We start from the raw sequence: 22,738 nt of genomic DNA, 5'->3' as shown, positions 1-22,738 counted from the left end.
AGGCACCGCCGAGAGCAGCATAAATCTCTGTGGCGAGGGAGCAAGCTCACTCGCCACAATGTAAGTGGATCAATCCGGATAGTTGATTTTGTAACGCGTGCTGCGTCCGCCGCCCGGCAGGCGTCGCAGGCAACCTTTCTCCAGTAACTCCGCCAGATGTCGGGTCGCGGTGGCTTTGGAAACCTTCGCAACAGCTTGATATTGCCCTGCGCTGAGGCCCTGGTCGAAACCGCGCTCACCGCCATCGAGCAAGCGATTGAGCACTTTGATCTGCTCCGCTGACAGGTCGGATTCGCGGTGTGCCTGCCAGAAACGGGATTTGCCTAGTACGGAGTCAATCCGGGTGATGGCTTGCTCCAGGCTGCGCAGCAATGTCTGCAAAAACCAGGTCAGCCATTCGGTGAGGTCCAGCGTCGCTTTCTGGCTGGATTCGAGAATCCGATAGTAGCCAGCACGATCGTCGAGGATGCTCGCGGACATCGCGTAAAAACGAATTGCCTGCGCTTCGCCTTGAGCCAGGGCCAGATCGGTAATCGTGCGGGTCAGACGGCCGTTGCCGTCATCGAACGGGTGCAGGGTGACAAACCAGAAATGCGCGATGCCCGCGCGTAACAGCGGATCCAGCGATACCTGATCGCGGCTGGCTTCGAACCAGTTCAGAAATCTCTCGAGTTGCTGTTCCAGCCCTTGGCGCGGTGGCGCCTCGAAGTGAACCGTTGGCCGGTCGAGTCGTCCGGATACCACCTGCATCGGCTCGTCGCCGCGCAAGGTACCTGATCGGGCTCTGAACGTCGCTTCCTCGGCCGGGAAAAGCCAGGTGTGCCATTCCAGCAATCGTGAAAGGGTCAGCGGCTGGTCGAAACCGTGGGTGGCATCGAGCATCAATTGCGCCAGTCCTTCGCTGCGCTCGCTGACGCCCTCGCGATCAATCCATTCCAGACCCAGGCGCCGGGCCAGAGAAGAGCGCACGGAGCCGACATTCAGTTGCTCTCCTTCGATGGCGGAAGACGTCACGATGTTTTGTAGCAACGCATCGAGTTCACTCTGGGCACTCATCGATTCGCCGACCGAGCCGGCCATGCCCATGAGTCGACCTTGCGTCTGCACGCACTCGCGCAGCAGCGGCGCGAGGCGTTCGGCCTGCCAGTTGAAGTCGGGCCAATCGGGTTGTTGCCAGATCCAGTGCGCAGTCATTGATCACCTGTCAGGGAAGCGTGAGCCGAATGAAAAAGCTATTCGGCTCATTTGGTGAGCCGAATATGCCGGCTATTCGGCTCACCGTCTACCTGGGGAGCGAGATTCCTGCAGCAATCACACCTGTATCCGATTGTTAAAAAACTGCCGAATCGCTAATCTTCGCGGCTTCTACAGCCCGATATTCACGGGCCATTCAGACGAAACGCAGTTCACCGCTGTGAAGTACCGAGGATCGGGTGCAAGGTTTCGTTCAAGGCATGGCAGGAGGCGTCACATGCGTTCATTTCTTTTGCTGCTGATCGGCCTCGCTTGCGCCCCTGCGCTGTGGGCGGCGCCGACTGCCGAATTGGCAGAGCCGGTCGGCGGCTGGCGTTATCACGGCTTGCTCGATCGCTCGGAAAACCCGCAGGTTGCCTACCCGACGCCGCCGATCGATCGCGGCATCCAGCGCAATCGCACGATGATCCAGGGCCAGCTCAAGGCCATCGGGCACATGCGCCCGCCGCACAGCCTCGCCGTCAACGGCAATCCATTGAATCTGTACACCGACGATCAGGGGCGTTTCGCCCGGCCGTACGCATTTGGTGCGGGTTCCAACAGCGTCGAAGTGATCAGCGCCAACGGCCAGTCGCTCAAGCGCGTGCAATTTTATGAAGCAAATAATCTGCGCACGCCGGCGCGGATTCGTCTTGTCTTGGGATGGGACGACCCGAAAGCCGAGCTGGATCTGCACATTGTCACACCCGACGGTCAGCATGCGTTCTGGTCGCGGCCGGCACTGAGCAATGGCGGGGGCCTTGACCCGGATGGCGTCGACGGCCCCGGCCCGGAAATGTTCACCATGACCGCGCCACTGCACGGCACCTATCTGGTCTACGTCAACTATTGGGGCAACTACGGCGATGGCGGCTATAACTTCGAGGAGACCAGCAACCAGAACGAGGTGATCACCTCGCAGATCACCCTGGTGCTCAACGAAAATACCGTCGACGAAAAACGCGAAACCTTCATCGTGCCCCTGCGGGCGATCGGTGATCTGCTGCTGGTCAAGACTTTCAACTATTAAGCATCCCGCCACGGATGAACTCGGATGTTGTGAACATGAGCGATAACACTGTGACTCCAGCCGCCGCGACACCCGCGGCCAAACCTTCGCGGCGCTGGCCGCTGATCGTGCTCGGCCTGTGCCTGGTGGCCGGTGTGGCGGGCGGTTTCGGCTGGCTGCTGCTCAAGCCCAAAGCGCCGCCTACAGAACTGGCCAGCGAAAAGCTCGGCCTCAGTCGCCCGGACGCCTTGCTCGAAACCCGTTCACTGAGCCAGTTGCCCAAGGACCTGCTGACGGTGCCGTTCCTCAAGGCTACGCTGACCGAGGATTTCGTCTTCTATTACGAAACCCACGCCGACCGCCTCGGCCTGATCGGCAGCCTGCGAAGGATCATCTACGAGCATGACCTCAAATTGCAGGACAGCCTGATTGAGCAGCTTTTCGATCAACCGGCCGATGTCGCGTTATGGCGTGGCGCCGACGGTCGCCTGAAGGATTTCCTGCTGGTGATGGATCGCGGCGGGTTGGCCAAGCTGCTCGAGCCGTTGGCGAAAGTGGCGCTGGATGACACCCAGCTCAGCGTCTTCGGCACTCTCAAAGTCGGCGGCGATGATGTGCCGCTGTATCAACTCAGCTACAACGCCAGTAAATCGCTGCTGTTTGCGTCGCGCGGCGACAAGCTGGTGGTGCTGTCCAATCCTGCGAAGTACTACGACCCGCAAAGCGGCGTTTCGCAAGAGTCCGGCCATGTCACTCCACAAGCGCTGGCGGCGTTGCTCAACGGTGAAAAACTCTTTCCGGAAGCGTTCGGCCTGCCAGCGAAAAGCCCGGAAACCAAACAGCGCCTGTCGGTCAATTCCAGCGTTTTGGCCATGGGCTATCAGCGCTTTATCCCGAATTTCGCCGGGCTGCGTTTCGACATGGACGACAAGGGCTGGCACAGCTACCTGGCCATGGACGAGCTGGAAAACCAGCCGGACTTCGATTTCAAACCGGTCTGGCAGGCGATGCCGCTGGGGGCGAGCGCTTGTGTAACCCTGCCGGTGGCGGCCGAACCGCAGAAACCGATATTGATCAAGCTCGGTGCTGAAGAAACCGTGGCGCAAACCCTCACCGAACATGTTGCCGGCGCGGCGGGCCTGTGCTGGTACGCCGATTCCCGGTTGTACACGCCGTTGTTGGTCGCCAGCCTGAAAGATCAGGACAGCAGCCAGCTCGACGGCGATCTCGGCAAGTTGTTCGGCTCGATGGTTGGCGCGTTCGAATCCAACGTCGGCGAAAAAGTGTTCCCGGTGGTCGAGCAGCAGCAAGGGCAGAGCCATGTCTGGCAGCGCCAGGTCAGTTCCGGTTTCGGTCCCTATGCGGCGAAAACTGCCGAGAACCCGGACGCCATCAGTGGCCGCGCGTTCATGAGGGTCAGTCTCGCCCGCCACGGCTCGACGCTGCTGTTCTCCCTCGACGACAAACTGGTCGACAAAGCCCTCGGCACCCTCGACAAGCGCTTCCCGCCGATGGCCGACGTGCTGCCCAAGGATGTGCTGATGCCGATCTACTTCGGCCCGGATGCAATAGCGCAACTGATGCAGCGTGAAACCCTCGACAGCCTGCCGCAGGACATGGAGCCAGTGTTCTACAACGCTGCGCAAACCTACCTTATGCCGAAACTGCGCACCCTCGGCGGCTACGGCAAATACGCCCTGACCTTGCCCGAAGGCAGTGAGCCTGACGGCCACTGGCAATGGCTGCCGCTGGAATGGAAAGCGCTGTGACCGCACTGATCCGTAGCCTCGGCCTGCTCGCGCTGTTGCTCAGCGCAGGCGCCCGCGCGATTGAAGCGCCAGCGCTCGATCCGGCGCAATCCCAGATCTTTCGCGCCTGGTTTGTGCGTATTGCTCAAGAGCAACTGAGCCAGGGCCCGAGCCCGCGCTGGTATCAGCAGGACTGCGCCGGGCTGGTGCGCTTTGCCGCCAACGAAGCGCTGAAAGTCCACGACGACAAATGGCTGCGCAGCAATGGTCTGTCCAATCGCTATCTGCCGCCGGAGTTGGCGCTGGGCGACGAGCAACGCAAGCTCGCGCAACAGTGGCAGCAGGGCGGCGGCAAGGTCGGGCCGTACGTCAACGCGATCAAACTGATTCAGTTCAACAGTCATCTGGTCGGCCGCGATGTGGCGCAGGCGCGGCCCGGTGATCTGATGTTTTTCGATCAGGGCGACGACCAGCACCTGATGATCTGGATGGGCCGCTACATCGCCTATCACACCGGCACCACTACCCCCACTGACAACGGCATGCGTTCGGCAAGCCTGCAGCAACTCATGACATGGAAGGACACCCGATGGATACCCGACGCAGCCAACCCCAACTTCATCGGCGTCTATCGACTGAACTTTCTCTCCCAATGACCGGTGCCCGCATGTTGCGTATCTGTTCGCGAATTTCTTTGCTGTTGGCGTTGCTGCTGCCATTGACCAGCGTCAATGCCGAAGACTCGGTCGAGCCGAGCAATTACACGCCGGTCTCCGGTGAAAGCTTCTTTCTGCTGGCCGACAGCAGTTTCGCCAGTGACGAGCAGGCAATGGTTCGCCTCGAAGCACCCGGTCGTGACTACCGGCGCTTTCGCATGGAGCCGTACGGTGGCGCCGACATCCGCGTGTACCGCATCGACAAGCCGCTGGACTTCCTCAAGCGTCAGAAGAACCTGCACCGCGTGGTCAGCGATGGCCAGTTCAAGGGTGAAGGCCTGTCCAATACCCTCGCGTATCTGTGGGACAACTGGTACCGCAAATCCCGGCGGGTGATGCAGCGTGCGTTCTCCTATGAGTCGCGCAAACAGGTCACCGAAGAAGTGCCGGAACTGAAGATGGGCGATGCCATGGCCGCGCCGACGCCGTATGACGCGCAGCCGCAATTTGCGTTGATTCCGGGTCTGCCGGTGGTCAGCCAGTTCCGTTATCCGCTGTGGCAGGCCAAGCCGATCCAGCCGCCGGCCGGGGTCAATCTGGCCGGTTCGTCCAGCGACTTTGTCAGCGTCGCGCCGGGCAACGTTTACATCCCGCTGGGTAATCTGAAGCCCGGGTTGTATCTGGTCGAAGCGCTGATCGGCAAGTACCGGGCGACCGCCATGGTGTTTGTCTCCAACACCGTCGCGGTGAGCAAGATTGCCGGTGATGAACTGCTGGTCTGGGCCGCGCGCAAACATGAAGGCAGCTCGGTGGCGAAGGTCAATGTGTTGTGGACTGACGGCCTCGGCGTGATGAGCAGCGGTGCCACCGACGCTGACGGTTTGCTGCGTCTGAAACACGTCAGCCCGGAGCGCTCGTTCGTCATCGGTGAGGACGAAGAGGGCGGTGTATTCGTCTCGGAAAACTTCTACTACGACAGCGAAATCTACGACACCAAACTCTATGCCTTCACCGACCGGCCGCTGTATCGCCCAGGCGATTGGGTGTCGCTGAAGATTGTCGGTCGTGAGTTCAAGAATGCCCGTGATTCGGTGCTGCCGGGCGCGGCGGATATCAGCGTCAGCGTGCTGGATGCCACCGGTACCGAACTGCAGACCCTCGATCTGAAGCTGGATTCCAGGGCTGGCACTCAGGGCCGTTTCCAGTTGCCGGACAACGCCGTCGCCGGAGGTTACGAGATTCGCTTCAACTACAAGGATCAGGCCTACAGCAGCGCCTTCCGCGTGGCCGAGTACATCAAACCGCACTTCGAAATTTCGCTGAACCTGGCCAAGCAGGACTACCGCACCGGCGAGCCGGTGAAAGGCAGTCTGGTGCTGCTCTATCCGGACGGCAAACCGGTGGCCAACGCCAAACTGAGCCTGAGCCTGCGCGCCCAGCAACTGTCCATGGTCGACAACGAGCTGCAATATCTGGGGCAATTCCCGGTGGAGCTGACCAGCACCGAACTGACCACCGACAGCAAGGGCAACGCGAGCCTCGACCTGCCCGCGGCGGATAAGCCGAGCCGCTACATGCTCACAGTGTTTGCCAGCGACGGCGCGGCGTATCGGGTCAAGACCACCAAGGAAATCCTCATCGACCGTGGCGCTGCGAGTTTCCGCCTGAGCGCGCCACAGCGTTTCAGCGCGGTCGGCGACAATGTCGCCTTCAGCTACGCCAATGAGAGCGGCAGCGAACAAAGCAAAGCCGTGACGCCCAGCAGCTACGCCTGGGTGCGCCTGGAGGACCAGAGCACCGGCGAAGGCAAACTCGCCGCAGCTGACAAAGGTTTTAGCCTCGCTTTCGAGCGTCCGGGCACTTACAACCTGACGCTGAAGGATCAACACGGCCGCGTTCTCGGCGCCACCGGCCATTCGGTCACTGGCGAGGGTGTGAAAGCGGTGCCAGGCACCGTGGAAATCGTCCTCGACAAAGCTGAGTACAAGGCTGGCGATGAAGCGCTGGCGCTGGTTACCTTCCCCGAACCGGTCAGCGATGCGCTGCTGTCGCTGGAGCGCGACAAAGTCGAAGCCACGGCGCTGCTGGCCAAGGGTGGCGACTGGTTGAAACTGGAAAAACTCAGCGACACGCAATACCGCGCGCGCATCCCGGTGAAGGACAGCTTCGCGCCGAACCTGACCTTCTCCGTGCTTTACACCAAGGGTGGTCAGTACAGTTTCCAGAACGCCGGGATCAAAGTGGTCGCGCCGCAAATCGACGTAGCGATCAGCACGGACAAAGCCGTATATCTGCCGGGCGACACGGTCACGGTCGACCTGACCACGCAGTTCGCTGGCAAAGCCGTTCCGGCGCACCTGACCGTCAGCGTGGTCGATGAAATGGTCTACGCGCTGCAACCGGAAGTCGCGCCGACCATCGACCAGTTCTTCTACCACCCACGGCGCAACAACGTGCGCACCAGCGCCAGCCTGTCGTTCATCAGTTATGACGTGGCGTTGCCGGGCAGCCCCGGCGCACCGGGTAAAGCCAATCGCAGCGAGCGCGGCGTGAAAGTGCTTGAGCGTCCGCGCCGTGAAGACGTCGACACCGCTGCGTGGCAGCCGGAGCTATTGACCGGCGCCGACGGCAAAACCCGTTTCACCTTCAAAATGCCAGACTCGCTGACCCGCTGGCGCATCACCGCCCGCGCCATCGCCGAAGACGGCCAGGTCGGGCAGAAGAAGCAGTTCGTCCGTTCGGAAAAGCCGCTGTACCTGAAGTGGAGCGGGCCGAGCAAATTCCGCAAGGGCGATCAGCCGCAACTGGGCGTGTTTGCGTTCAGTCAGGCGCAGAAACCGGCCAAGGCCGAATTGGTCACGCACTATGCTGGCGCCCAACAGCGCTTGCCGGTGACCCTGAGCAGCGGCATCAATTATTTGCCGCTGCCGGCGTTCGCCCTGGCCTCTGGTGAGTGGACAGCGGAGCTGGTGCAGGACGGCAAAGTCGCCGATGCCTTGGCTGTGCGCTTGAGTGCAACCGGTGAAGGCTGGCAAGTCACGCAGACGCAAAGCCTCGACGTCGCCAGCGGCGACACACCTTTGAGTCTGCCAGCCGACGCCACCGATATTCGCCTGCGTCTGGATGACAGCCCGCAAGCGCTGTTCCGCTCGGCCCTCGACGACCTGCTCAGCTACCCGTACGGCGGCGTCGAGCAGACCGCCAGTCGCTTGTTGCCGTTGAGCATCGCCTATCCGTCGCTGGCCTCGAACCCACAGATTCGTGATCGCTTGCGCCTGATCATGCAGAACAGCCGCTTGCGTCTGGTGCAAATGGCCGGGCCATCGGCGAGCTTCACCTGGTGGGGCTATGACGGCGAGCCGGATGCATTTCTCACCGCCTATGCCTATTACGCCGACTGGAACGCCAGCCGCGTACTCGACCTGACCCTGCCGGCTGAGCATTGGCAGCGGGTGCTGGAGGTGTACGCCAAGCAAGCGCCGAACACGCCGTTGCTGCAACGGGCATTGATTCTGTCCTTCGCCAAACAGATGCAGTTGCCGGTGAGCACCTTGCTCAGTGGTTTGATCGACGATCTGGCCAAGGCCGGTGAGGGCAGTGCTGAAACCCTGCTCGATGATGGCCAGGACAGTCTGGTGATGAGCGATCCGGATTCGGCGCTGGGTCTGGCGGCGGCGCGGGTACTGACCGCTTCATTGGCCACGCAGGCGAAAGTCGCTTTGCCGGATGCGTTCAATCGCCAACTGGGCGCAGCGCAACAACGTCTGGCGGTCAGCTCGCAGCCATTTGTCGAAGCGTTGAATCTGTCGCTGCAACCCTTCGATCAGCCTCGCGCCACAGCGTTGTTGCAACGCTTGTTGCCGCAGCAATCGACGCTGGAACGTGCGTTGGCGCTGACCTGGCTGCAACGCAGCATCGCCCAGGCGTCGCCGACCATTGCGCTGATGCCGGGTGAAGGCTGGAAGAAAAACCATGGCGCCAGCGGCGAGATGTACTGGACATGGCAGGGCGCCACGCCGGTACCGAGCGTGTTGACGGTAGCTGGCACGCAAGAGCGGCCGCTGCGTGCAGCACTGAGCTTCCAGACTCAGCAACTGCCCGTCGATCCGATGGCCGTGACCATCACCCGCCGCCTGTCACGACTGGTGCCCGGCGACGAAGCGTTCACCTTCAAACTGGAGCCGGTCGGCAGCAAGCCGCTGTCCAGCGACAGCCTGTACCTGGACGAAGTGATCGTCACCAGCAAAGCGCCGAAACCGCTGCGCTACGGCATGCTCGAAGTGCCGCTGCCGCCGGGCGCGGATGTCGAGCGCACGACGTGGGGCATCAAATTGCAAGGCAAGGACGGCACCGAACCGACCGCGCTGGAGAAGGCGCGCTTCGAACCGGGTCAACTGGCTTACGCGGTGCCGGTCGACGCGCTGAGCGGCGAATTGCGTCTGCGTCATCTGGTGCGCTTCTCGCAAAAAGGCCAGTTCAACCTGCCGCCGGTGCGTTTCCAGCAGGTCTACGCGCCACAGCATCAGGCTCAGGAGGCGAAAGCCGCCCTCGGTCAGGTCACGGTCAACTGACATGCGCCAGCCGCTGCTGTGGCTGCTGATGTGTGTGATGCCTGCGCTGGCGACGGCGCAGGAGGAGCCGTTGCGCGTCGCCTACAAAGGCGAATTGCTTTCGCTGAATCACACGCAACTGATCGCTCGCGAACCGTTGCCAGCATCGCTGGACGCGCCGCTGGGCAGCCTGTGGAAATTGTTCGTCTACGCCTGGCTGGTGGATACCGGCGCTCAGGAGTCTGCCTATGAATGTCGTGGGCAGTCGAAGGAAGAGGTTTATTGCTGCTCGGCGGGAGGCCGAATCGAGCGTGATCAGGCCTTGGTGAAATCCTGCGGTTTGTATTTCGAGCCGGCGCGGTTGGGGATTTCTTCTACTGATTGGCGGACGTACTGGCAGGCACGGAAAGCGCCTTCGTGGTTGCTGGACTTGCCTTCCGTACAACCGGCGACTCGGGTTTCAGTAGCGCAGTTGCTGGGCGTTCTGGCGTTGCTGCCAGCTCAGGATCAGCTGCGCCGGGTGCTGCTCGATGTGCTTCTGAATGCCGCCGACGGCAACGTCGTCGGCGAGCTAGGCGGGCGCTTGCGGGTGAAAACCTGGAGCTGGCCTGGCGATCAGGATGCGCAATCACGTCAGGGTGGATTCGCCGGCTGGACCGCCGACGGCGCGCCGATCTGGGCGGGTGGACGCGGCACCAGTCAGATGGTGTTGCGTCATTACGGTCAGGCGTTGGCCAGCGTAGTGCCGACGGTCTGGCCAGTGGACGCAGGCCGCTGCGTGGAGGTCGGGCTGTTCTCGAATTACCCGATATTGCAGGTTCTGGCCGCTGATCGTGTTGTCACGTCCGGCCCTTTGCGTGGCGACTACCGCGTCGAATTCGCCAACGGCAACGCGCTGGATATCCACAGCGACGGCGAAATGTTTCTGCTCGACGACAAACTCGTCGCGCGGCTGGATCGTGAGGAGTACGTCGCCCGCGTCCTCGAACGCGAAGCCAGACCCGAACCCGCCGAAGCCGCCAAAGCCCTCGCCGTGGCCATCCGCACCTACCTGCTGCAAAACGCCACGCGCCACGGTGACTGCCTGAGCATCGATGACAGCAGCAGTCGCCAACGGGTCGCACCACGCCCGGCCGCCAGTGAGTCACGCAACATCGCCGCCTGGACCGCCGATCTGGTCCTGGCCGGCAGCACCGTCACCTATCATTCCGAGCAACCCGGCCCGGACAAACTCGCCTGGCAACAAGCCGTTGAGCAAGCCAACGCCGGCCAGCGTTACGACGCGATTCTGCTGCACGCCTATCCGCGCGCCAGCCTCAGTCGCTGGGACAACCCGGTCGCCTCCTGCGAAGCATTGCCCGCCGCGCAAGACTGGCTGCAGAAGCAGCGACGCGGCTGGCGAACGAAACTTGAAAGCGAAACCGGCTACAACGAAGTCAGCAGGTTCGCCGTGTGCAAACTCGCCTTCGGCCGGCCCTTCGTCGACCGCGAACGCCAGCGCATCTACGTGCGCGGCGTGCTGTCCCTGCAGGATCGTCTCGACCTGACCCACGAATATCTGCACCTGGCCTTCGAAGCACACCCCAACGGCCAGGATGAAACCTACATCGAAGGGCTCGCCCGTCACCTTTTGCTGGAATAGACCATGACACTCCGTTATCCACAGGTCTTGCTGCTGCTCTGTGCCCTCAACGTAATGCCGCAGGCTATCGCCGCCGATGGCGTCAGACCCGACACCCCGGTCGGCGGCTGGCGCAGCGGCGCACCGCAAGGCGAGGGCGAAAGCTTCCGCCAGACCGTCAACTACCCGGCCTCGTCGGTCAACACACCGGTTGGCCAGGCCAATACCGCCAGAATCAGCGGTCAGATCAAAGCCGTCCCCAAGAACAACGAACCCGGCCGCCTGATCGTCAACGGCGTCAGTATGCCGCTGAAAATCGACCCGGCCGGTGGCTTCGATCGCCCGTTCTCCTTCCCCAACGGCAGCAACAGCGTCGAAGTCCGCAGCGCCGACGGCCAGCAACGCCACCGCACGCAATTCCTCAACGCCCGCGGCGGCGCCACCCCGGCCAAACTCCGCATCCTGTTGGCCTGGGACAGCGACGGCACTGATCTCGACCTGCACCTGATCACCCCCGACGGCGCCCACATCTGGTACGGCGACCGCGTCGCACCCAATGGCGCCGCCCTCGACGTCGACGTCACCACCGGCTACGGCCCGGAAATCGCCGCCATGCCCGCGCCGATCAAGGGGCAGTATCTGGTGTATGTGAATTATTACGGCGGCGGTTATCGCGGGGATGAAGAGGGTGGGGATGAAGCGGTGCAGGCGCTGACGACGGCGCAGGTGACTGTCATCACCGAAGAGGGCACGCCGAGCGAGAAAATGGAGACGTTTGTGGTGCCGATGCGGGGGGTGGGGGAGTTGACGTTGGTGAAGTCGTTCAGTTATCCGTGACGGAAATTGGGCAGCAGGTTGCTGCCCAATTTTATCGAGCGTCTTTCAGGCCGCTAATCCAGGCCGGAAAGTACTGGATGTCAGGCGTTTGAGCGCAATATCAAGGGCCTGATCATCGAACAGTTTGCTCTTGCGAGCCGCAGCACCGGCGCCACCGTCCCAATGCTTCAATGCTTCGCGTAGCGCTGGAACAGTCGCAGATACCCCTTCCTGGCTCAACAACCAATCGACCGTGGCCAATAACTCCATACCGAATGGCGACTCAAAACCGTCAATCAGTTGCGCCGTACGTTCCAACGCTTGCGAATATGCCTTGGCCTCAGTCTTGAGATACGTTTGTAAAAACGCTTTGCGATCTTGATCAAACCAGATCACATCATTAATGCCTGCGTCGCTGATGCGCTTGTCACAGTGCAGATAGCTACCATCGAGGTTATCAAGCAGGTGTTCAAGCCGGTTGGCGTATGGGCCATATTTATGTGCGACGAACTTCAGGTTCAGAGGGTTCTCGGTATCTGGCAGCTGCTCGATAGCGCGCTCAAGAAACCAGGCGAGCTTCTGAATCTCCAGCAGACTGCACTCCATGCCTAAAACCCAGTAGCGACGAATCAGTTCGGCGATAAGCGCTCGGGCTGGCGTGAGCTTTTCTACGCCCGCGCGTTTGGCGACATTCAGATACTGATTGGACGGCTCGAACACCAAGACATCAGCATCCAGATCTCCCAACACTTCGACAATCTGTTCACGGACTTCAGGCCACTTCAAACCGCCGTTACCAGCACCTAACGGTGGAACCGCAACGGATTTCACATCGTTTTCAAGCAGGAACCGCCGCAGGTCATGCAAACCCTCGGTGATCCATGCCATTTGCGACGGCGACCGCCAGTGGCGCTTGGTGGGGAAATTCACGATCCAGCGAGGGCCGTCGAGTTCGTTGGTGGCTGTCACATGCATTTTGCCGGTTTCTACTTCCCCGGCCTTACACGCCGCTGCATACACGCGGTAATTCTGCGCAAAGCGCTCTTTGAACATCAATGCGATGCCCTTGCCCATCACGCCTACGGTATTCACCGTGTTGACGAGGGCTTCTGTCTTGGCTTCCAGCAGGTTGCCTTGGGTGAATCTGATCATTGGAAATACCATTTGGGACGCGCATGGACAGGCAATGTCAGGCCTCTGGCTGCGACGTCTGCTTCTATGCGTACTTTCATTGCATCGGTGTGGCACATGATGCCCAGTAGTCCCGTAATCGGTAAGTGATGGTGGATCAGCGCCTCAGCCTGATAACGCTCCATTTTGCGAGGGTCATCAGGGTCGCGCTTGAAGTCGCGTCGTTGAAGGATAGACCAATCGATCTGGTCGAGATTCGCCAGATCACTGTAATAGTTTGTCCAACTCGGATAGGCATGTGCGTTGGTGAAGACAAACGGCAGGCCAAGCTCTGTAACGCGATACAGGCTTGAGACCAGAATCACGATCTCATCGTTGCTGCGTTGCTGAACACTCCAGCCGGAGTGAATGTTCTGCATCATCACCGAGAAGGGTGTGAAATAGAAGGGCACGTAATCGGCCAGAACGCCCTCGGGTGCAATAGGCACCTGACGGGAACGGCGCTTGTCGATCAAGTCGACGTTGCCGATATTCACGTACTCAGGCGCCTGTGCTTCCGAGGTTGCGCAATGCAAACCGTTGTCCAGAATCCAGGGCAGGTTATCGCGATGGACGATACGCCAAATCAGAGCTTTCTCTGGATTCAGGCTGGTGTAGTTCATTTATAAGAACATTCCGGGATTCACGCTGATGGGAGTCGCAAGCTTTGCCACGCGCATTTTAGCCTCACAAAGCGAGCTGACTTCATCGTTGGGAGCATAAATCCTGGAAAAGTTTTTCGGGTTTACCACTTCCGGAGATAGGCATTCGGCCATGCAAACGCTTTTGCATTCGGGGTTCTGATAGTCCCGAGTACTCATCAGCTCCCAATTAATTGCTTCAAACCCTGCGTTGTAATCGAGCAGTTGGATCGCATCATCAGCGAGTGGGTGACGCGGTACAATTTTCCAGTCGTTTTGTTTGGCAAATGATCGAAAGACGGAGATGAGGACAAATTTCTCTTTAGGCCGACTGAGCTGTACACGTCCATCAAAAGGATTCGCAGCAAACCAGTGGAATGGAACATAGCTATCAAGATTGAGCGCTTTGCGCTTTTTGAGGATTTCGCTGTCTGCGACGTCGGTGAAATTTTCCAGGCTGGCCCGAGGCTTTAGGCCCTCCTTGAAGATTCCATCAAGATTCTCAACGGAGGTGAGGTGGTAAACGAAGTATTTTTCCCTGATGTTTGCGTCCGACATTGTGGTCTCCTTGACCTGTACATCAACCTGAACTGGATTCAGTTCCCGCCTCGCCCCGCGTTGATGAAACCCTCGATCCGTGGGGGTTGGTAGAACAATCGCTGTGATTCTAGTGTGCCATCATTTTTAGCTGCAAGCATAACGGGGTAATTAGTGTTCATTTATCCGCGAGCCCGGCTAATTTGGAAAAGCGCCGCAAAGTGCATTGCCCTGATAACCATGCACAATCGGCCCCAGCATCATGAACGGGCCGCAGGCGTAGAACGGCGACGGCACCGTTTGTTTTGAATAGAGCAAAACGATTTCATTTCCAGATTCGTTGCTGCCAAAGGACTGCTCGGAGTACGAAGTACACACGGGCAATTTGAGCGGAACAGGAATGATCAACGCCCAAACCGTGATGCCACACCATTCTCGGGTAGGCGCTGATTGCGCGGTTCGGGTAATCGCTGGCGTGAGCGAACGAGCGCTTAGAGCTTTGTACTCGTCAGTTCTGAGTGTGGTTTTCTCAGGCAAAGCCACGATGGCACCGACGCAGCCTGAGATAAAAACTCATCGCAGCGATCAGGATGACCGGTCCAAGCAGTGTGAAACGAGGGGCGAATCGCACGTTTTAACTTCCTTGTGAAGCGCTTCGGAACTGTAGTGCCCAGCTTGTTCGATTCCTTCCAAGCGAGAGGCGTAGTCTTTTTACAGGCATTAAAAAGCCGGCTTGTGGCCGGCTTCTCGGGGACTGGCTTGGTTTATTTTTGGTAAACCGCGTCAGCCTTCAAAACGTACATCCGGATCTGCGTCCGGCTGTGGGACTTGGTCAGACGTTGGTCTGCCGCGTCGGGCGTCATCCGGGCCGCTGAGCGGGTCGGTGCGCGAATGTGGGGCGCAGGATACTGAGTTTTGCTTTGGATTCCCAGCCTCAAGTGCGGTTTAGAGCGACTGAAACGGTACAAACTCTGGATTTGTACCGGCTTTCAGGGCCTGTTCGCGAGCAGGCTCGCTCCCACAGGTTTTAGCGCACAATCATAGAAACGGCACCACCGGCCTGCGCTTGCCCAGTGTCGACCACCAGAACACCCAGCCCAATATATGAATCCGCTGCTCCTCGATCTGCGCCGGCCGGAAGACTTCGTCGGGGTATTCGGCGCTGTTGTGGCTGCGCATGCGCAGGCCGTTGCCGGGCATGCGGTGCAGGTATTTGATGCGCAGCATGCCGTCGTGTTCGACGGCGTAGATTTCGCCGTCGACGACTTGGGTCAGGCCGCGGTCGATGGCGACGATGGAGCCATCTTCGATGCGTTCGGCCATGCTGTTGCCGATCATGTGCGCGCAGATGGCATTGGCGTACTGGATGTCGAGTTGATCGAGGTGGGCGCGGGGCAGGCGCAGGGATTGATCGGGGTCGAGGATGACGTGGGTTTTGCCGTCGCCGTTGGCGATCGGAGTTTCCTTGAAGAACGCCAGGTCGATGTCGCTGGGGTTGATGACGGTGTAGACGCCGCAGATGGCCTGGGCATCGAAGGTGTCGCCGTTGCTCGCGGGTGGGTGCAGGCGCGGGACATCCTTGACGCCTTCCCCGGTTTTCAGCCATTCACTATTGACCGACAACAGGCGTGAGACTTCTTCCATGCGATACGCCGGGACGCCCCGGGTGTACCAGTTATGAACGTTTTGGGCTTCCGTGCCCCAGAACCTTGCGAAATCCGTGGTGCTGATGTTCGCTGCTTCCAGGAGTGCCTTGAATCGTGGACCGCTAGTGTTCTTTCTCATAAACACGGAGTCTACGGCCGGACTAGAGCGGTTTGAATAAACCGGGCGTTCAAAAAAAGCCTGTATTTTGCGACTGGATGTAAGACGTTCTTGTGGGAAATTAAACAGATTAAAACTGCATGTAGGAATTTAAACGCTTTGTTTAGCTAAAGCCTGCAGACACAAAAAACCCCGGATTTCCGGGGTTTTTTTTCAAGCCTGACGCGAGGGTCGATTGCTTAGCCCTTGTAGGCGGCAACCGACTTGGTGATTGCGTCGCGGGCGGCGTCTGCACCTGCCCAGCCTTCGATCTTGACCCATTTGCCTTTTTCGAGATCTTTGTAGTTCGCGAAGAAGTGCTCGATCTGCTGGATCAGCAGTGGTGGCAGGTCAGTGTATTCCTTCACGTCGACGTACAGCTGCGACAGCTTGTCGTGTGGCACTGCGATGACTTTGGCATCGCCGCCGCCGTCGTCGGTCATGTTCAGGATGCCGACCGGACGGGCGCGGATGACCGAGCCTGGCGCTACCGGGTAAGGGGTCACGACCAGCACGTCGAGGGGGTCACCGTCGTCGGCCAAGGTGTTCGGGATGTAACCGTAGTTGGCCGGGTAGAACATTGGGGTGGCCATGAAACGGTCAACGAACAGGCAATCGCTGTCTTTGTCGATTTCGTATTTGATCGGCGCGTGGTTGGCCGGGATCTCGATCGCGACGTAGATGTCGTTCGGCAGGTCTTTGCCAGCCGGAATCTTGCTGTAGCTCATTGGGCGTTGCCCCCGTAGTTGACCAAAAACACTTGGCCGGATTGACCAAAAAGTGGCGGCGATTATAGGCATATTCTGCCGTCGGCGCCATGGACCGAAAGTCGTGCACAGCTTACTCGTGCGCCTGATAGACCGGGTCTGTGGCCTGAAGTTGCCGTAACCTGCCCAACGGATCCTGACGATAGAAAAGTCGCAGCTGCGCATACACCTGTGGATAAGCCTCGTAGAGCAGATCCGGGGCGCTGAAGAAGTATTCGCTGGTCACCGCGAAGAACTCGGCCGGGTTCTCGGCGGCATAGGGGTCGATGGCGGTTTCGGCGTCGGCATCGTGGTCGAGCTGGCGGTTGAGGTCGTCGTAGGCGGCTTGCATCACCTCGGCCCATTCGCTGACGCGCATGTCGGTGTGCAGCGGCGGCAGGCCGTTGGCGTCGCCGTTGAGCATGTCGAGCTTGTGCGCCAGCTCGTGAATCACCAGGTTGTAGCCTTCCCAGCCGCCGCTGGCCTGCACGCCGGGCCAGGCCAGAATCACCGGCCCCTGCTGCCAGGCCTCACCGCTGTGTTCGCCGTCCCACTCGTGCTCGACGCCGCTGGCATCGCGGTGGCGTTGCGGGCTGAGGAAGTCGTCGGGGTACAGCACGATCTCGTGAAAACCCTGATACCAGTTGAGATCACCGAGATGCAGCAGCGGCAACTGCGCCTGGGCTGCGAGCAGCAGGCGTTGTTCCTGATGCAGATCGACGCCGGGCAGGGCAGTGAGGCGTTTGTCGTCGAGAAACAGCACGCAGGCTTCGCGCAGCCATTGGTCTTCAGCCGCGCTGATGCCGTCGAGGAAAGACAGCTGATGACGCACCCGTTGCCACAGGTCGTCGGCAATCGGGTGTCTGGCCAGGATGCGTCGGCGACGCCAGGCGCTCAGTGACCACATCGGATCAGTGCGATTGCACTTTGCTGGCGCCGAAACGGCTGCGCACCACACCGATGATCATCGGCACCAGCGATAGCAGGATGATTGCTACCACCAGCAGTGACAGGTTTTTCTTGATGAACGGCACGTTGCCGAAGAAGTAACCCAGAGTGACCAGACCGCCGACCCAGAGGAGGGTGCCGAGCACGCTGAAGCCGAAGAAACGCGGGTACGGCATCCGCGCTACGCCGGCGACGAACGGCGCGAAGGTGCGGATGATCGGCAGGAAGCGCGCCATGGTCACGGTTTTACCACCGTGCTTGTCGTAGAAGTCGTGGGTTTTTTGCAGGTAGTCACGTCGGAAGATTTTCGAGTTCGGGTTGCTGAACAGCTTTTCCCCGGCGGTGCGCCCGATCACGTAGTTGGTGCTGTCGCCCATGATCGCCGCGAGCATCAGCAGGCCGCCGAGCAACACCGGATCCATACCGCCACCTGCTGCTACGGCACCGGCGATGAACAGCAGCGAGTCGCCCGGCAGGAACGGCATCACCACCAGCCCGGTTTCACAGAAGATCACCAGAAACAGGATGGCGTAGATCCATGGCCCATAGTTGTTCACCAGCAAATCGAGGTACACATCGAGATGCAGGATAAGGTCGAGCGGGTTGAAATCCATGGGGGCACCTGTATGACGGCCCGACTCGGCAGGCCTGTGCGGATGACTTCGTGTAAGCCTACAGCGGGGTGTAGTTTTTCTTACAAGCCGGAAAGATCGGGATTATACGGTCTGACCGATGAAAAGCGCGTCGGTTTTGTAGCGGGGAGTGTCGCGAAGTGAGCAATTGTCAGCAATACAGGGAGCTCTAAAGATCGCGGCCTTCGGCAGCTCCTACAGGGGAACGCATTCGCAATACAGGAGCTGCAAAGGCTGCGATTTTTTGGGTTCAGAGCTCGTCGCTGATCGGCAGGACGTAGTTCTTGAACTCGGTATCTTCCTTGAAACCGATCGATTCGTAGGTTTTCTGTGCGACTTCATTATCGGCACTGGTAGAAACGCGCATGCGCACGGCCTGGGTTTCCTTGGCCATTTTCTTCGCAGTGCGGATCAGGTTGTCGGCGACCAGTTGCCGGCGTGCGTCTTCGGCTACGTAGATATCGTTGAGAATCCACACGCGTTTGAGCGACAAAGAAGAGAAGCTCGGATAGAGCTGGCAGAACCCCATGAGTTTTTTGTCGTCATCGTCGGCCAGGGCCAGATAGATCACCGACTCTTTGCGGCGCAGGCGTTTTTCGAGGAACGCCCGGGAGGAATCCGGGTAGGGCAGGGAGCCGTAGAACTCGCGATATTTGACGAACAAAGGAGTCAGCAAATCCAGATGTTCGAGGGTCGCTTGAATAATCCGCATGATAGGTCTCGTCTTCAAGTGGCTGTCTTCAACTGCTCTGACGGCGATGGGAAACCCGGGCGGCCGTGCGTCGATCCTGCCTGAAATGCGCTTGCAAAGGCAATGCGGAAACGGTTCAGGCTGGGGGCGGATCAAGCAGGAAATTGCCTTTCATGTTGACGCCCTCGTCCGACTCCAGTGTCTGCAGCTGTGCCTCATCCTTCAGGTTGACCCCCGACAGCTGCCGTCGACAGGCTTCACGCATCAGGTACAGCAAGCGATGCGCGGCCATGCCGTAGCTCAAACCCTCAAGCCGGACATTGGAGATGCAATTGCGATACGCGTCGGTCAGCCCGATCTTCGGTGCGTAGGTGAAATACAGCCCGAGGCTGTCCGGCGAACTCAGGCCCGGACGCTCGCCGATCAGCATCACCACCATTTTCGCGCCCAGCAGTTGGCCGATTTCGTCACCAATGGCCACGCGCCCCTGCTCGACCAGCACCACTGGCGCCACCGACCAGCCATCGCCGCTCATCTGTTCTTCCATGCGCGTCAGCAACGGCAGCGTGTGCCGATGCACCGCCAGCGCCGACAGGCCATCAGCGACCACGATCACCAGATCGATCCCGCCTGGATGTGCGCTGGCGTAATCGCGCAAGGTTTGCGCCGATTCATCGCTGAGCTTGCGCCCTAGGTCCGGGCGTTGCAGGTAGTTGTGCCGATCCGGCGCGGCACTGTGCAGCAGCAGCGTTTCCCGGCCGCGCTGGCTGAGTTGGCTGCTGATCTCGCCATGATCGAAGGCCAGATGCACGGCATCGCGGGCCTGCGCGTGGGCAAACTGAAAATCCAGCTGCGCCCGCGTCGGCAGGCTGGTGCCGGTGCGGCCCAGGGCAATCCGCGCCGGTGTCAGGCGGCGTAGTTCCAGCCACGGGTTTTGCGGATCGACCGGTGGTTTTTCCATAAGACTCATCCCAAGTGCGCCAAGGCCTGGCGGAAGGCCGGCGGCAGGTTGTTGCCGAAGCGAACCTTGCCGTCCGCCTGAGTGAAGATGCCCATGTTGGCCAGCCATTGCTCGAACTCCGGCGCCGGTTTCAGGCCCAGGGTCTGCCGGGCGTAGAGGGCGTCGTGGAACGAAGTGGTCTGGTAATTGAGCATGATGTCGTCGGAGCCGGGGATGCCCATGATGAAATTGATCCCGGCGACGCCGAGCAGGGTCAGCAGGGTGTCCATGTCGTCCTGATCGGCTTCGGCGTGGTTGGTGTAGCAGATGTCGCAGCCCATCGGCACGCCAAGCAACTTGCCGCAGAAGTGGTCTTCGAGGCCGGCGCGGATGATCTGCTTGCCGTTGTAGAGGTATTCCGGGCCGATAAATCCTACGACGGTGTTCACCAGAAACGGCTTGAAATGTCGCGCCACGGCGTAGGCTCTGGTCTCGCAGGTCTGCTGGTCGACACCGTGGTGGGCGTTGGCCGACAACGCGCTGCCCTGACCGGTCTCGAAATACATCAGGTTCTGCCCGAGGGTTCCGCGCTTGAGGCTCAGTCCGGCGTCGTAGCCTTCCTGCAAAACGTTGAGGTTGATACCGAAACTGGCATTGGCCGCTTCAGTGCCGGCAATTGACTGGAACACCAGATCCAAAGGCACGCCACGGTTGATTGCCTCGATCGAGGTGGTGACGTGGGTCAGCACGCAGGCCTGGGTCGGAATGTCGTAGCGCTGGATGATCGCGTCGAGCATTTCCAGCATCGCGCAGATCGAGGCGATGCTGTCGGTGGCCGGGTTGACGCCGATCATCGCATCGCCGTTGCCGTACAGCAGGCCGTCGAGAATGCTCGCGGCGATGCCGGATGGTTCGTCGGTGGGGTGGTTGGGCTGCAGGCGGGTCGACAGGCGCCCGCGCAAACCGAGGGTGCCGCGAAACTTTGTCACCACGCGGATTTTCTGCGCGACCAGCACCAGATCCTGCACGCGCATGATTTTCGACACGGCGGCGACCATTTCCGGGGTCAGGCCGGGGGCGAGGGCGCGCAGGCTGGTTTCGTCCGCCGCATCACTGAGCAGCCAGTCGCGAAAGCCGCCAACGGTGAGGTGGCTGACCACGGCGAAGGCCTGTTTATCGTGGGTGTCGATGATCAGTCGGGTGACTTCATCGGTTTCATAAGGAATCAGCGCTTCCTGCAAAAAGTGCGTGAGGGGGATGTCCGCCAGCGCCATTTGCGCGGCCACCCGTTCGCCGTCGTTGAGCGCGGCGATTTCGGCAAGGAAGTCCCCCGAGCGTGCCGGGCTGGCCTTGGCCATGACGTCTTTGAGGCTGTCGAAGCGATAGGTCTGCGCGCCGACCGTGTGAGCAAAACTGGCCATTCAGCGTTCTCCGTGACGGCGCAGGTCAAGCCTGCGCCGTGGTTTTCGACAATCAGTGCAAGGCTTGTTCAGCTTTCTGGATCGCCGCGAATTCTTCTTCCGGCGTGCCTGCTACCAAGTGATGCCGACTGTAGAAAGCAAAGTAAGCAATTAGCACTCCATAGATGATCGCTGCGCCGATGACCACCCGTGGATCGACGAGGAAGCCCGCCACCACGGCGACGCAGGCCAGCACCAGCGCCACACCGGAAGTGAAAATGCCGCCCGGCGTGCGATACGGCCGATCCATTTTGGGGCGGCGGATGCGCAGGGTGATGTGCGCGGCCATCATCAGCACATAGGAGATGGTAGCGCCGAACACCGCGACCAGAATCAGCAAGTCGCCCTGGCCGGTCAGCGACAGACCGAAACCGATGATCCCGGGGATCACCAGCGCCAGCACCGGCGCCTTGCTTTTGTTGGTCTGCGACAGTTTGCGCGGCAGATAACCGGCCCGTGACAGCGCGAAGATCTGCCGCGAGTAGGCGTAGATGATCGAGAAGAAACTGGCGATCAAACCGGCCAGACCGACGAGGTTGACGAAGCTGCTCATCCAGGTCGAGCCGCCGTAGGCTTTGCTCAGCGCTTCGACCAGCGGGTTGCCGGAGGTCAGCAACGAGTTGGCGCCAGCGCCGCCGGGGCCAACGATCAGAATCAGCAGGGCGAACATCAGCAGCACCAGCATCGCGCCGATCAGGCCACGTGGCAGGTCGCGCTTGGGATTTCTGGTTTCCTCGGCAGCCAGCGGCACCCCTTCGACAGCGAGGAAAAACCAGATCGCGTAAGGAATCGCGGCCCACACGCCGACATAGCCGAACGGCAGGAACGGGCTTGCGCCGGCAGCAGTGGTCACCGGTATATCGAGCAGGTTGGCGACGTTGAAGTGCGGCACCATCGCCACCAGAAACACGCCCAGCGCCAACGCGGCGACGGCGGTGATGATGAACATCAGTTTGAGCGCTTCACCGACACCGAAAATATGGATGGCGATGAAGATGATGTAGAACGCCAGATAGATCATCCAGCCGCCAATGCCGAACAATGATTCACAGTAAGCGCCGATAAACACCGCGATGGCAGCCGGAGCGATGGCGTATTCGATGAGGATCGCGGTGCCGGTGAGAAACCCGCCCCATGGCCCGAAAGCACTGCGGGCGAAACCGTAACCACCGCCGGCGGTGGGGATCATCGAGGACAGTTCAGCCAGGGAAAAACACATGCACAGGTACATGGTCGCCATCAGCAGCGTGGCGAGAAACATACCGCCCCAGCCACCCTGGGCAAGGCCGAAGTTCCAGCCGGCGTAGTCGCCCGAGATCACATAGGCGACGCCGAGGCCGACCAGCAGCACCCAGCCGGCGGCGCCTTTTTTCAGTTCGCGTTGTTGGAAGTAGTCGGAGCCGACTTTTTCGAAGTCGACGGAGGAGCCGGTCGCCGGAGCGCCAGCCGGGGATTCGCTTGGCATGGGGTTCACCTTTCTTATTGTTTTATAGGCCCGGCTACAGCCAAGCCATTGGGTTGAATGGCACAACGCTTT

19 protein-coding genes are annotated in these 22,738 nt (G+C 60.2%); 6 read left to right on the top strand and 13 right to left on the bottom strand.

All coding sequences use genetic code 11. The annotated features are described in order from the left end of the window. Nucleotides 1-69 precede the first annotated feature (69 nt). Nucleotides 70-1,194, bottom strand: coding sequence for a Fic family protein (locus VNV36_RS14755; protein ID WP_325718417.1), 1,125 nt, complete (start codon nt 1,192-1,194; stop codon nt 70-72). Nucleotides 1,195-1,471: 277 nt separating this feature from the next. Between VNV36_RS14755 and VNV36_RS14750 the strand changes: the two genes are divergently transcribed. The 6 genes from VNV36_RS14750 to VNV36_RS14725 are packed head-to-tail and all read left to right on the top strand — an operon-like array spanning nt 1,472 to nt 11,654. After that, entirely contained in the window at nt 1,472-2,263 is a 792-nt protein-coding gene (locus VNV36_RS14750; protein WP_325718416.1) for a YfaP family protein, read from the top strand. Nucleotides 2,264-2,298: 35 nt separating this feature from the next. Continuing rightward, entirely contained in the window at nt 2,299-4,011 is a 1,713-nt protein-coding gene (locus VNV36_RS14745) for a DUF2138 domain-containing protein (RefSeq protein WP_325718415.1), read from the top strand. Beyond that, complete coding sequence (locus VNV36_RS14740; protein WP_325718457.1) at nt 3,996-4,646, top strand: DUF1175 domain-containing protein; 651 nt, start codon at nt 3,996-3,998, stop codon at nt 4,644-4,646. The genes VNV36_RS14745 and VNV36_RS14740 overlap by 16 nt, the downstream gene beginning before the upstream one ends. Further along, complete coding sequence (locus tag VNV36_RS14735) at nt 4,643-9,217, top strand: alpha-2-macroglobulin family protein (protein WP_325718414.1); 4,575 nt, start codon at nt 4,643-4,645, stop codon at nt 9,215-9,217. Before VNV36_RS14740 ends, VNV36_RS14735 begins: the two co-directional genes overlap by 4 nt. Nucleotide 9,218: 1 nt before the next feature. After that, a complete protein-coding gene (locus tag VNV36_RS14730; protein ID WP_325718413.1) occupies nt 9,219-10,838 on the top strand; it encodes a DUF2300 domain-containing protein in 1,620 nt (539 codons plus the stop codon). 3 nt (nt 10,839-10,841) lie between these two features. Further along, a complete protein-coding gene (locus VNV36_RS14725; protein ID WP_325718412.1) occupies nt 10,842-11,654 on the top strand; it encodes a YfaP family protein in 813 nt (270 codons plus the stop codon). Between the two features lie 45 nt (nt 11,655-11,699). Here VNV36_RS14725 and darG read toward each other — a convergent pair whose 3' ends face one another. The 12 genes from darG to eat form a co-directional block, all read right to left on the bottom strand. After that, nucleotides 11,700-12,785, bottom strand: a complete 1,086-nt coding sequence (gene darG, locus VNV36_RS14720) for a type II toxin-antitoxin system antitoxin DNA ADP-ribosyl glycohydrolase DarG (protein WP_325718411.1) — start codon at nt 12,783-12,785, stop codon at nt 11,700-11,702. Beyond that, nucleotides 12,782-13,426, bottom strand: coding sequence for a type II toxin-antitoxin system toxin DNA ADP-ribosyl transferase DarT (gene darT, locus VNV36_RS14715; protein WP_325718410.1), 645 nt, complete (start codon nt 13,424-13,426; stop codon nt 12,782-12,784). The genes darG and darT overlap by 4 nt, the downstream gene beginning before the upstream one ends. Continuing rightward, nucleotides 13,427-14,002, bottom strand: coding sequence for a DarT ssDNA thymidine ADP-ribosyltransferase family protein (locus VNV36_RS14710; RefSeq protein WP_325718409.1), 576 nt, complete (start codon nt 14,000-14,002; stop codon nt 13,427-13,429). It abuts the gene before it with no gap. Nucleotides 14,003-14,179: 177 nt separating this feature from the next. After that, nucleotides 14,180-14,524, bottom strand: a complete 345-nt coding sequence (locus VNV36_RS14705; protein ID WP_325718408.1) for a hypothetical protein — start codon at nt 14,522-14,524, stop codon at nt 14,180-14,182. Nucleotides 14,525-15,019: 495 nt separating this feature from the next. Then, on the bottom strand, nt 15,020-15,766 hold the full coding sequence (locus tag VNV36_RS14700) for a S24 family peptidase (RefSeq protein ID WP_325718407.1): 747 nt from the start codon (nt 15,764-15,766) through the stop codon (nt 15,020-15,022). 218 nt (nt 15,767-15,984) lie between these two features. After that, complete coding sequence (gene ppa / locus VNV36_RS14695; RefSeq protein WP_008052339.1) at nt 15,985-16,512, bottom strand: inorganic diphosphatase; 528 nt, start codon at nt 16,510-16,512, stop codon at nt 15,985-15,987. A 112-nt stretch (nt 16,513-16,624) separates the two neighbouring features. Beyond that, a complete protein-coding gene (locus VNV36_RS14690) occupies nt 16,625-17,437 on the bottom strand; it encodes a M90 family metallopeptidase (protein WP_325718406.1) in 813 nt (270 codons plus the stop codon). A gap of 4 nt (nt 17,438-17,441) precedes the next feature. Further along, nucleotides 17,442-18,092 carry a DedA family protein gene (locus tag VNV36_RS14685; RefSeq protein ID WP_325718405.1) on the bottom strand — a complete coding sequence of 217 codons (651 nt, stop codon included), beginning with the start codon at nt 18,090-18,092 and terminating at the stop codon, nt 17,442-17,444. Nucleotides 18,093-18,360: 268 nt separating this feature from the next. Further along, on the bottom strand, nt 18,361-18,822 hold the full coding sequence (locus VNV36_RS14680; protein WP_007958617.1) for a GNAT family N-acetyltransferase: 462 nt from the start codon (nt 18,820-18,822) through the stop codon (nt 18,361-18,363). Nucleotides 18,823-18,937: 115 nt separating this feature from the next. Further along, nucleotides 18,938-19,762 carry an ethanolamine ammonia-lyase subunit EutC gene (gene eutC / locus VNV36_RS14675; protein ID WP_325718404.1) on the bottom strand — a complete coding sequence of 275 codons (825 nt, stop codon included), beginning with the start codon at nt 19,760-19,762 and terminating at the stop codon, nt 18,938-18,940. Nucleotides 19,763-19,767: 5 nt separating this feature from the next. Continuing rightward, nucleotides 19,768-21,162: an ethanolamine ammonia-lyase subunit EutB gene (locus VNV36_RS14670; protein WP_325718403.1), complete on the bottom strand. Its 1,395-nt coding sequence runs from the start codon at nt 21,160-21,162 to the stop codon at nt 19,768-19,770. Between the two features lie 52 nt (nt 21,163-21,214). Then, the gene (gene eat, locus VNV36_RS14665; protein ID WP_325718402.1) at nt 21,215-22,666 is read right to left on the bottom strand and encodes an ethanolamine permease; all 1,452 of its coding nucleotides are present in this window, start codon (nt 22,664-22,666) and stop codon (nt 21,215-21,217) included. Nucleotides 22,667-22,738: the final 72 nt, after the last annotated feature.

The sequence above is a fragment of the Pseudomonas sp. genome, assembly GCF_035554175.1.
Classification (GTDB): domain Bacteria; phylum Pseudomonadota; class Gammaproteobacteria; order Pseudomonadales; family Pseudomonadaceae; genus Aquipseudomonas.
Note: the sequence above shows the minus strand (reverse complement) of the source record. Positions and strands in the feature narration are given on the sequence as shown.

Coding starts and splice junctions, on each gene's coding strand:
- VNV36_RS14755 (WP_325718417.1), bottom strand. CDS start 1,194: ATGACTGCGCACTGGATCTGGCAACAACCCGATTGGCCCGACTTCAAC.
- VNV36_RS14750 (WP_325718416.1), top strand. CDS start 1,472: ATGCGTTCATTTCTTTTGCTGCTGATCGGCCTCGCTTGCGCCCCTGCG.
- VNV36_RS14745 (WP_325718415.1), top strand. CDS start 2,299: ATGAGCGATAACACTGTGACTCCAGCCGCCGCGACACCCGCGGCCAAA.
- VNV36_RS14740 (WP_325718457.1), top strand. CDS start 3,996: ATGGAAAGCGCTGTGACCGCACTGATCCGTAGCCTCGGCCTGCTCGCG.
- VNV36_RS14735 (WP_325718414.1), top strand. CDS start 4,643: ATGACCGGTGCCCGCATGTTGCGTATCTGTTCGCGAATTTCTTTGCTG.
- VNV36_RS14730 (WP_325718413.1), top strand. CDS start 9,219: ATGCGCCAGCCGCTGCTGTGGCTGCTGATGTGTGTGATGCCTGCGCTG.
- VNV36_RS14725 (WP_325718412.1), top strand. CDS start 10,842: ATGACACTCCGTTATCCACAGGTCTTGCTGCTGCTCTGTGCCCTCAAC.
- darG (WP_325718411.1), bottom strand. CDS start 12,785: ATGATCAGATTCACCCAAGGCAACCTGCTGGAAGCCAAGACAGAAGCC.
- darT (WP_325718410.1), bottom strand. CDS start 13,426: ATGAACTACACCAGCCTGAATCCAGAGAAAGCTCTGATTTGGCGTATC.
- VNV36_RS14710 (WP_325718409.1), bottom strand. CDS start 14,002: ATGTCGGACGCAAACATCAGGGAAAAATACTTCGTTTACCACCTCACC.
- VNV36_RS14700 (WP_325718407.1), bottom strand. CDS start 15,766: ATGAGAAAGAACACTAGCGGTCCACGATTCAAGGCACTCCTGGAAGCA.
- ppa (WP_008052339.1), bottom strand. CDS start 16,512: ATGAGCTACAGCAAGATTCCGGCTGGCAAAGACCTGCCGAACGACATC.
- VNV36_RS14690 (WP_325718406.1), bottom strand. CDS start 17,437: ATGTGGTCACTGAGCGCCTGGCGTCGCCGACGCATCCTGGCCAGACAC.
- VNV36_RS14685 (WP_325718405.1), bottom strand. CDS start 18,092: ATGGATTTCAACCCGCTCGACCTTATCCTGCATCTCGATGTGTACCTC.
- VNV36_RS14680 (WP_007958617.1), bottom strand. CDS start 18,822: ATGCGGATTATTCAAGCGACCCTCGAACATCTGGATTTGCTGACTCCT.
- eutC (WP_325718404.1), bottom strand. CDS start 19,762: ATGGAAAAACCACCGGTCGATCCGCAAAACCCGTGGCTGGAACTACGC.
- VNV36_RS14670 (WP_325718403.1), bottom strand. CDS start 21,162: ATGGCCAGTTTTGCTCACACGGTCGGCGCGCAGACCTATCGCTTCGAC.
- eat (WP_325718402.1), bottom strand. CDS start 22,666: ATGCCAAGCGAATCCCCGGCTGGCGCTCCGGCGACCGGCTCCTCCGTC.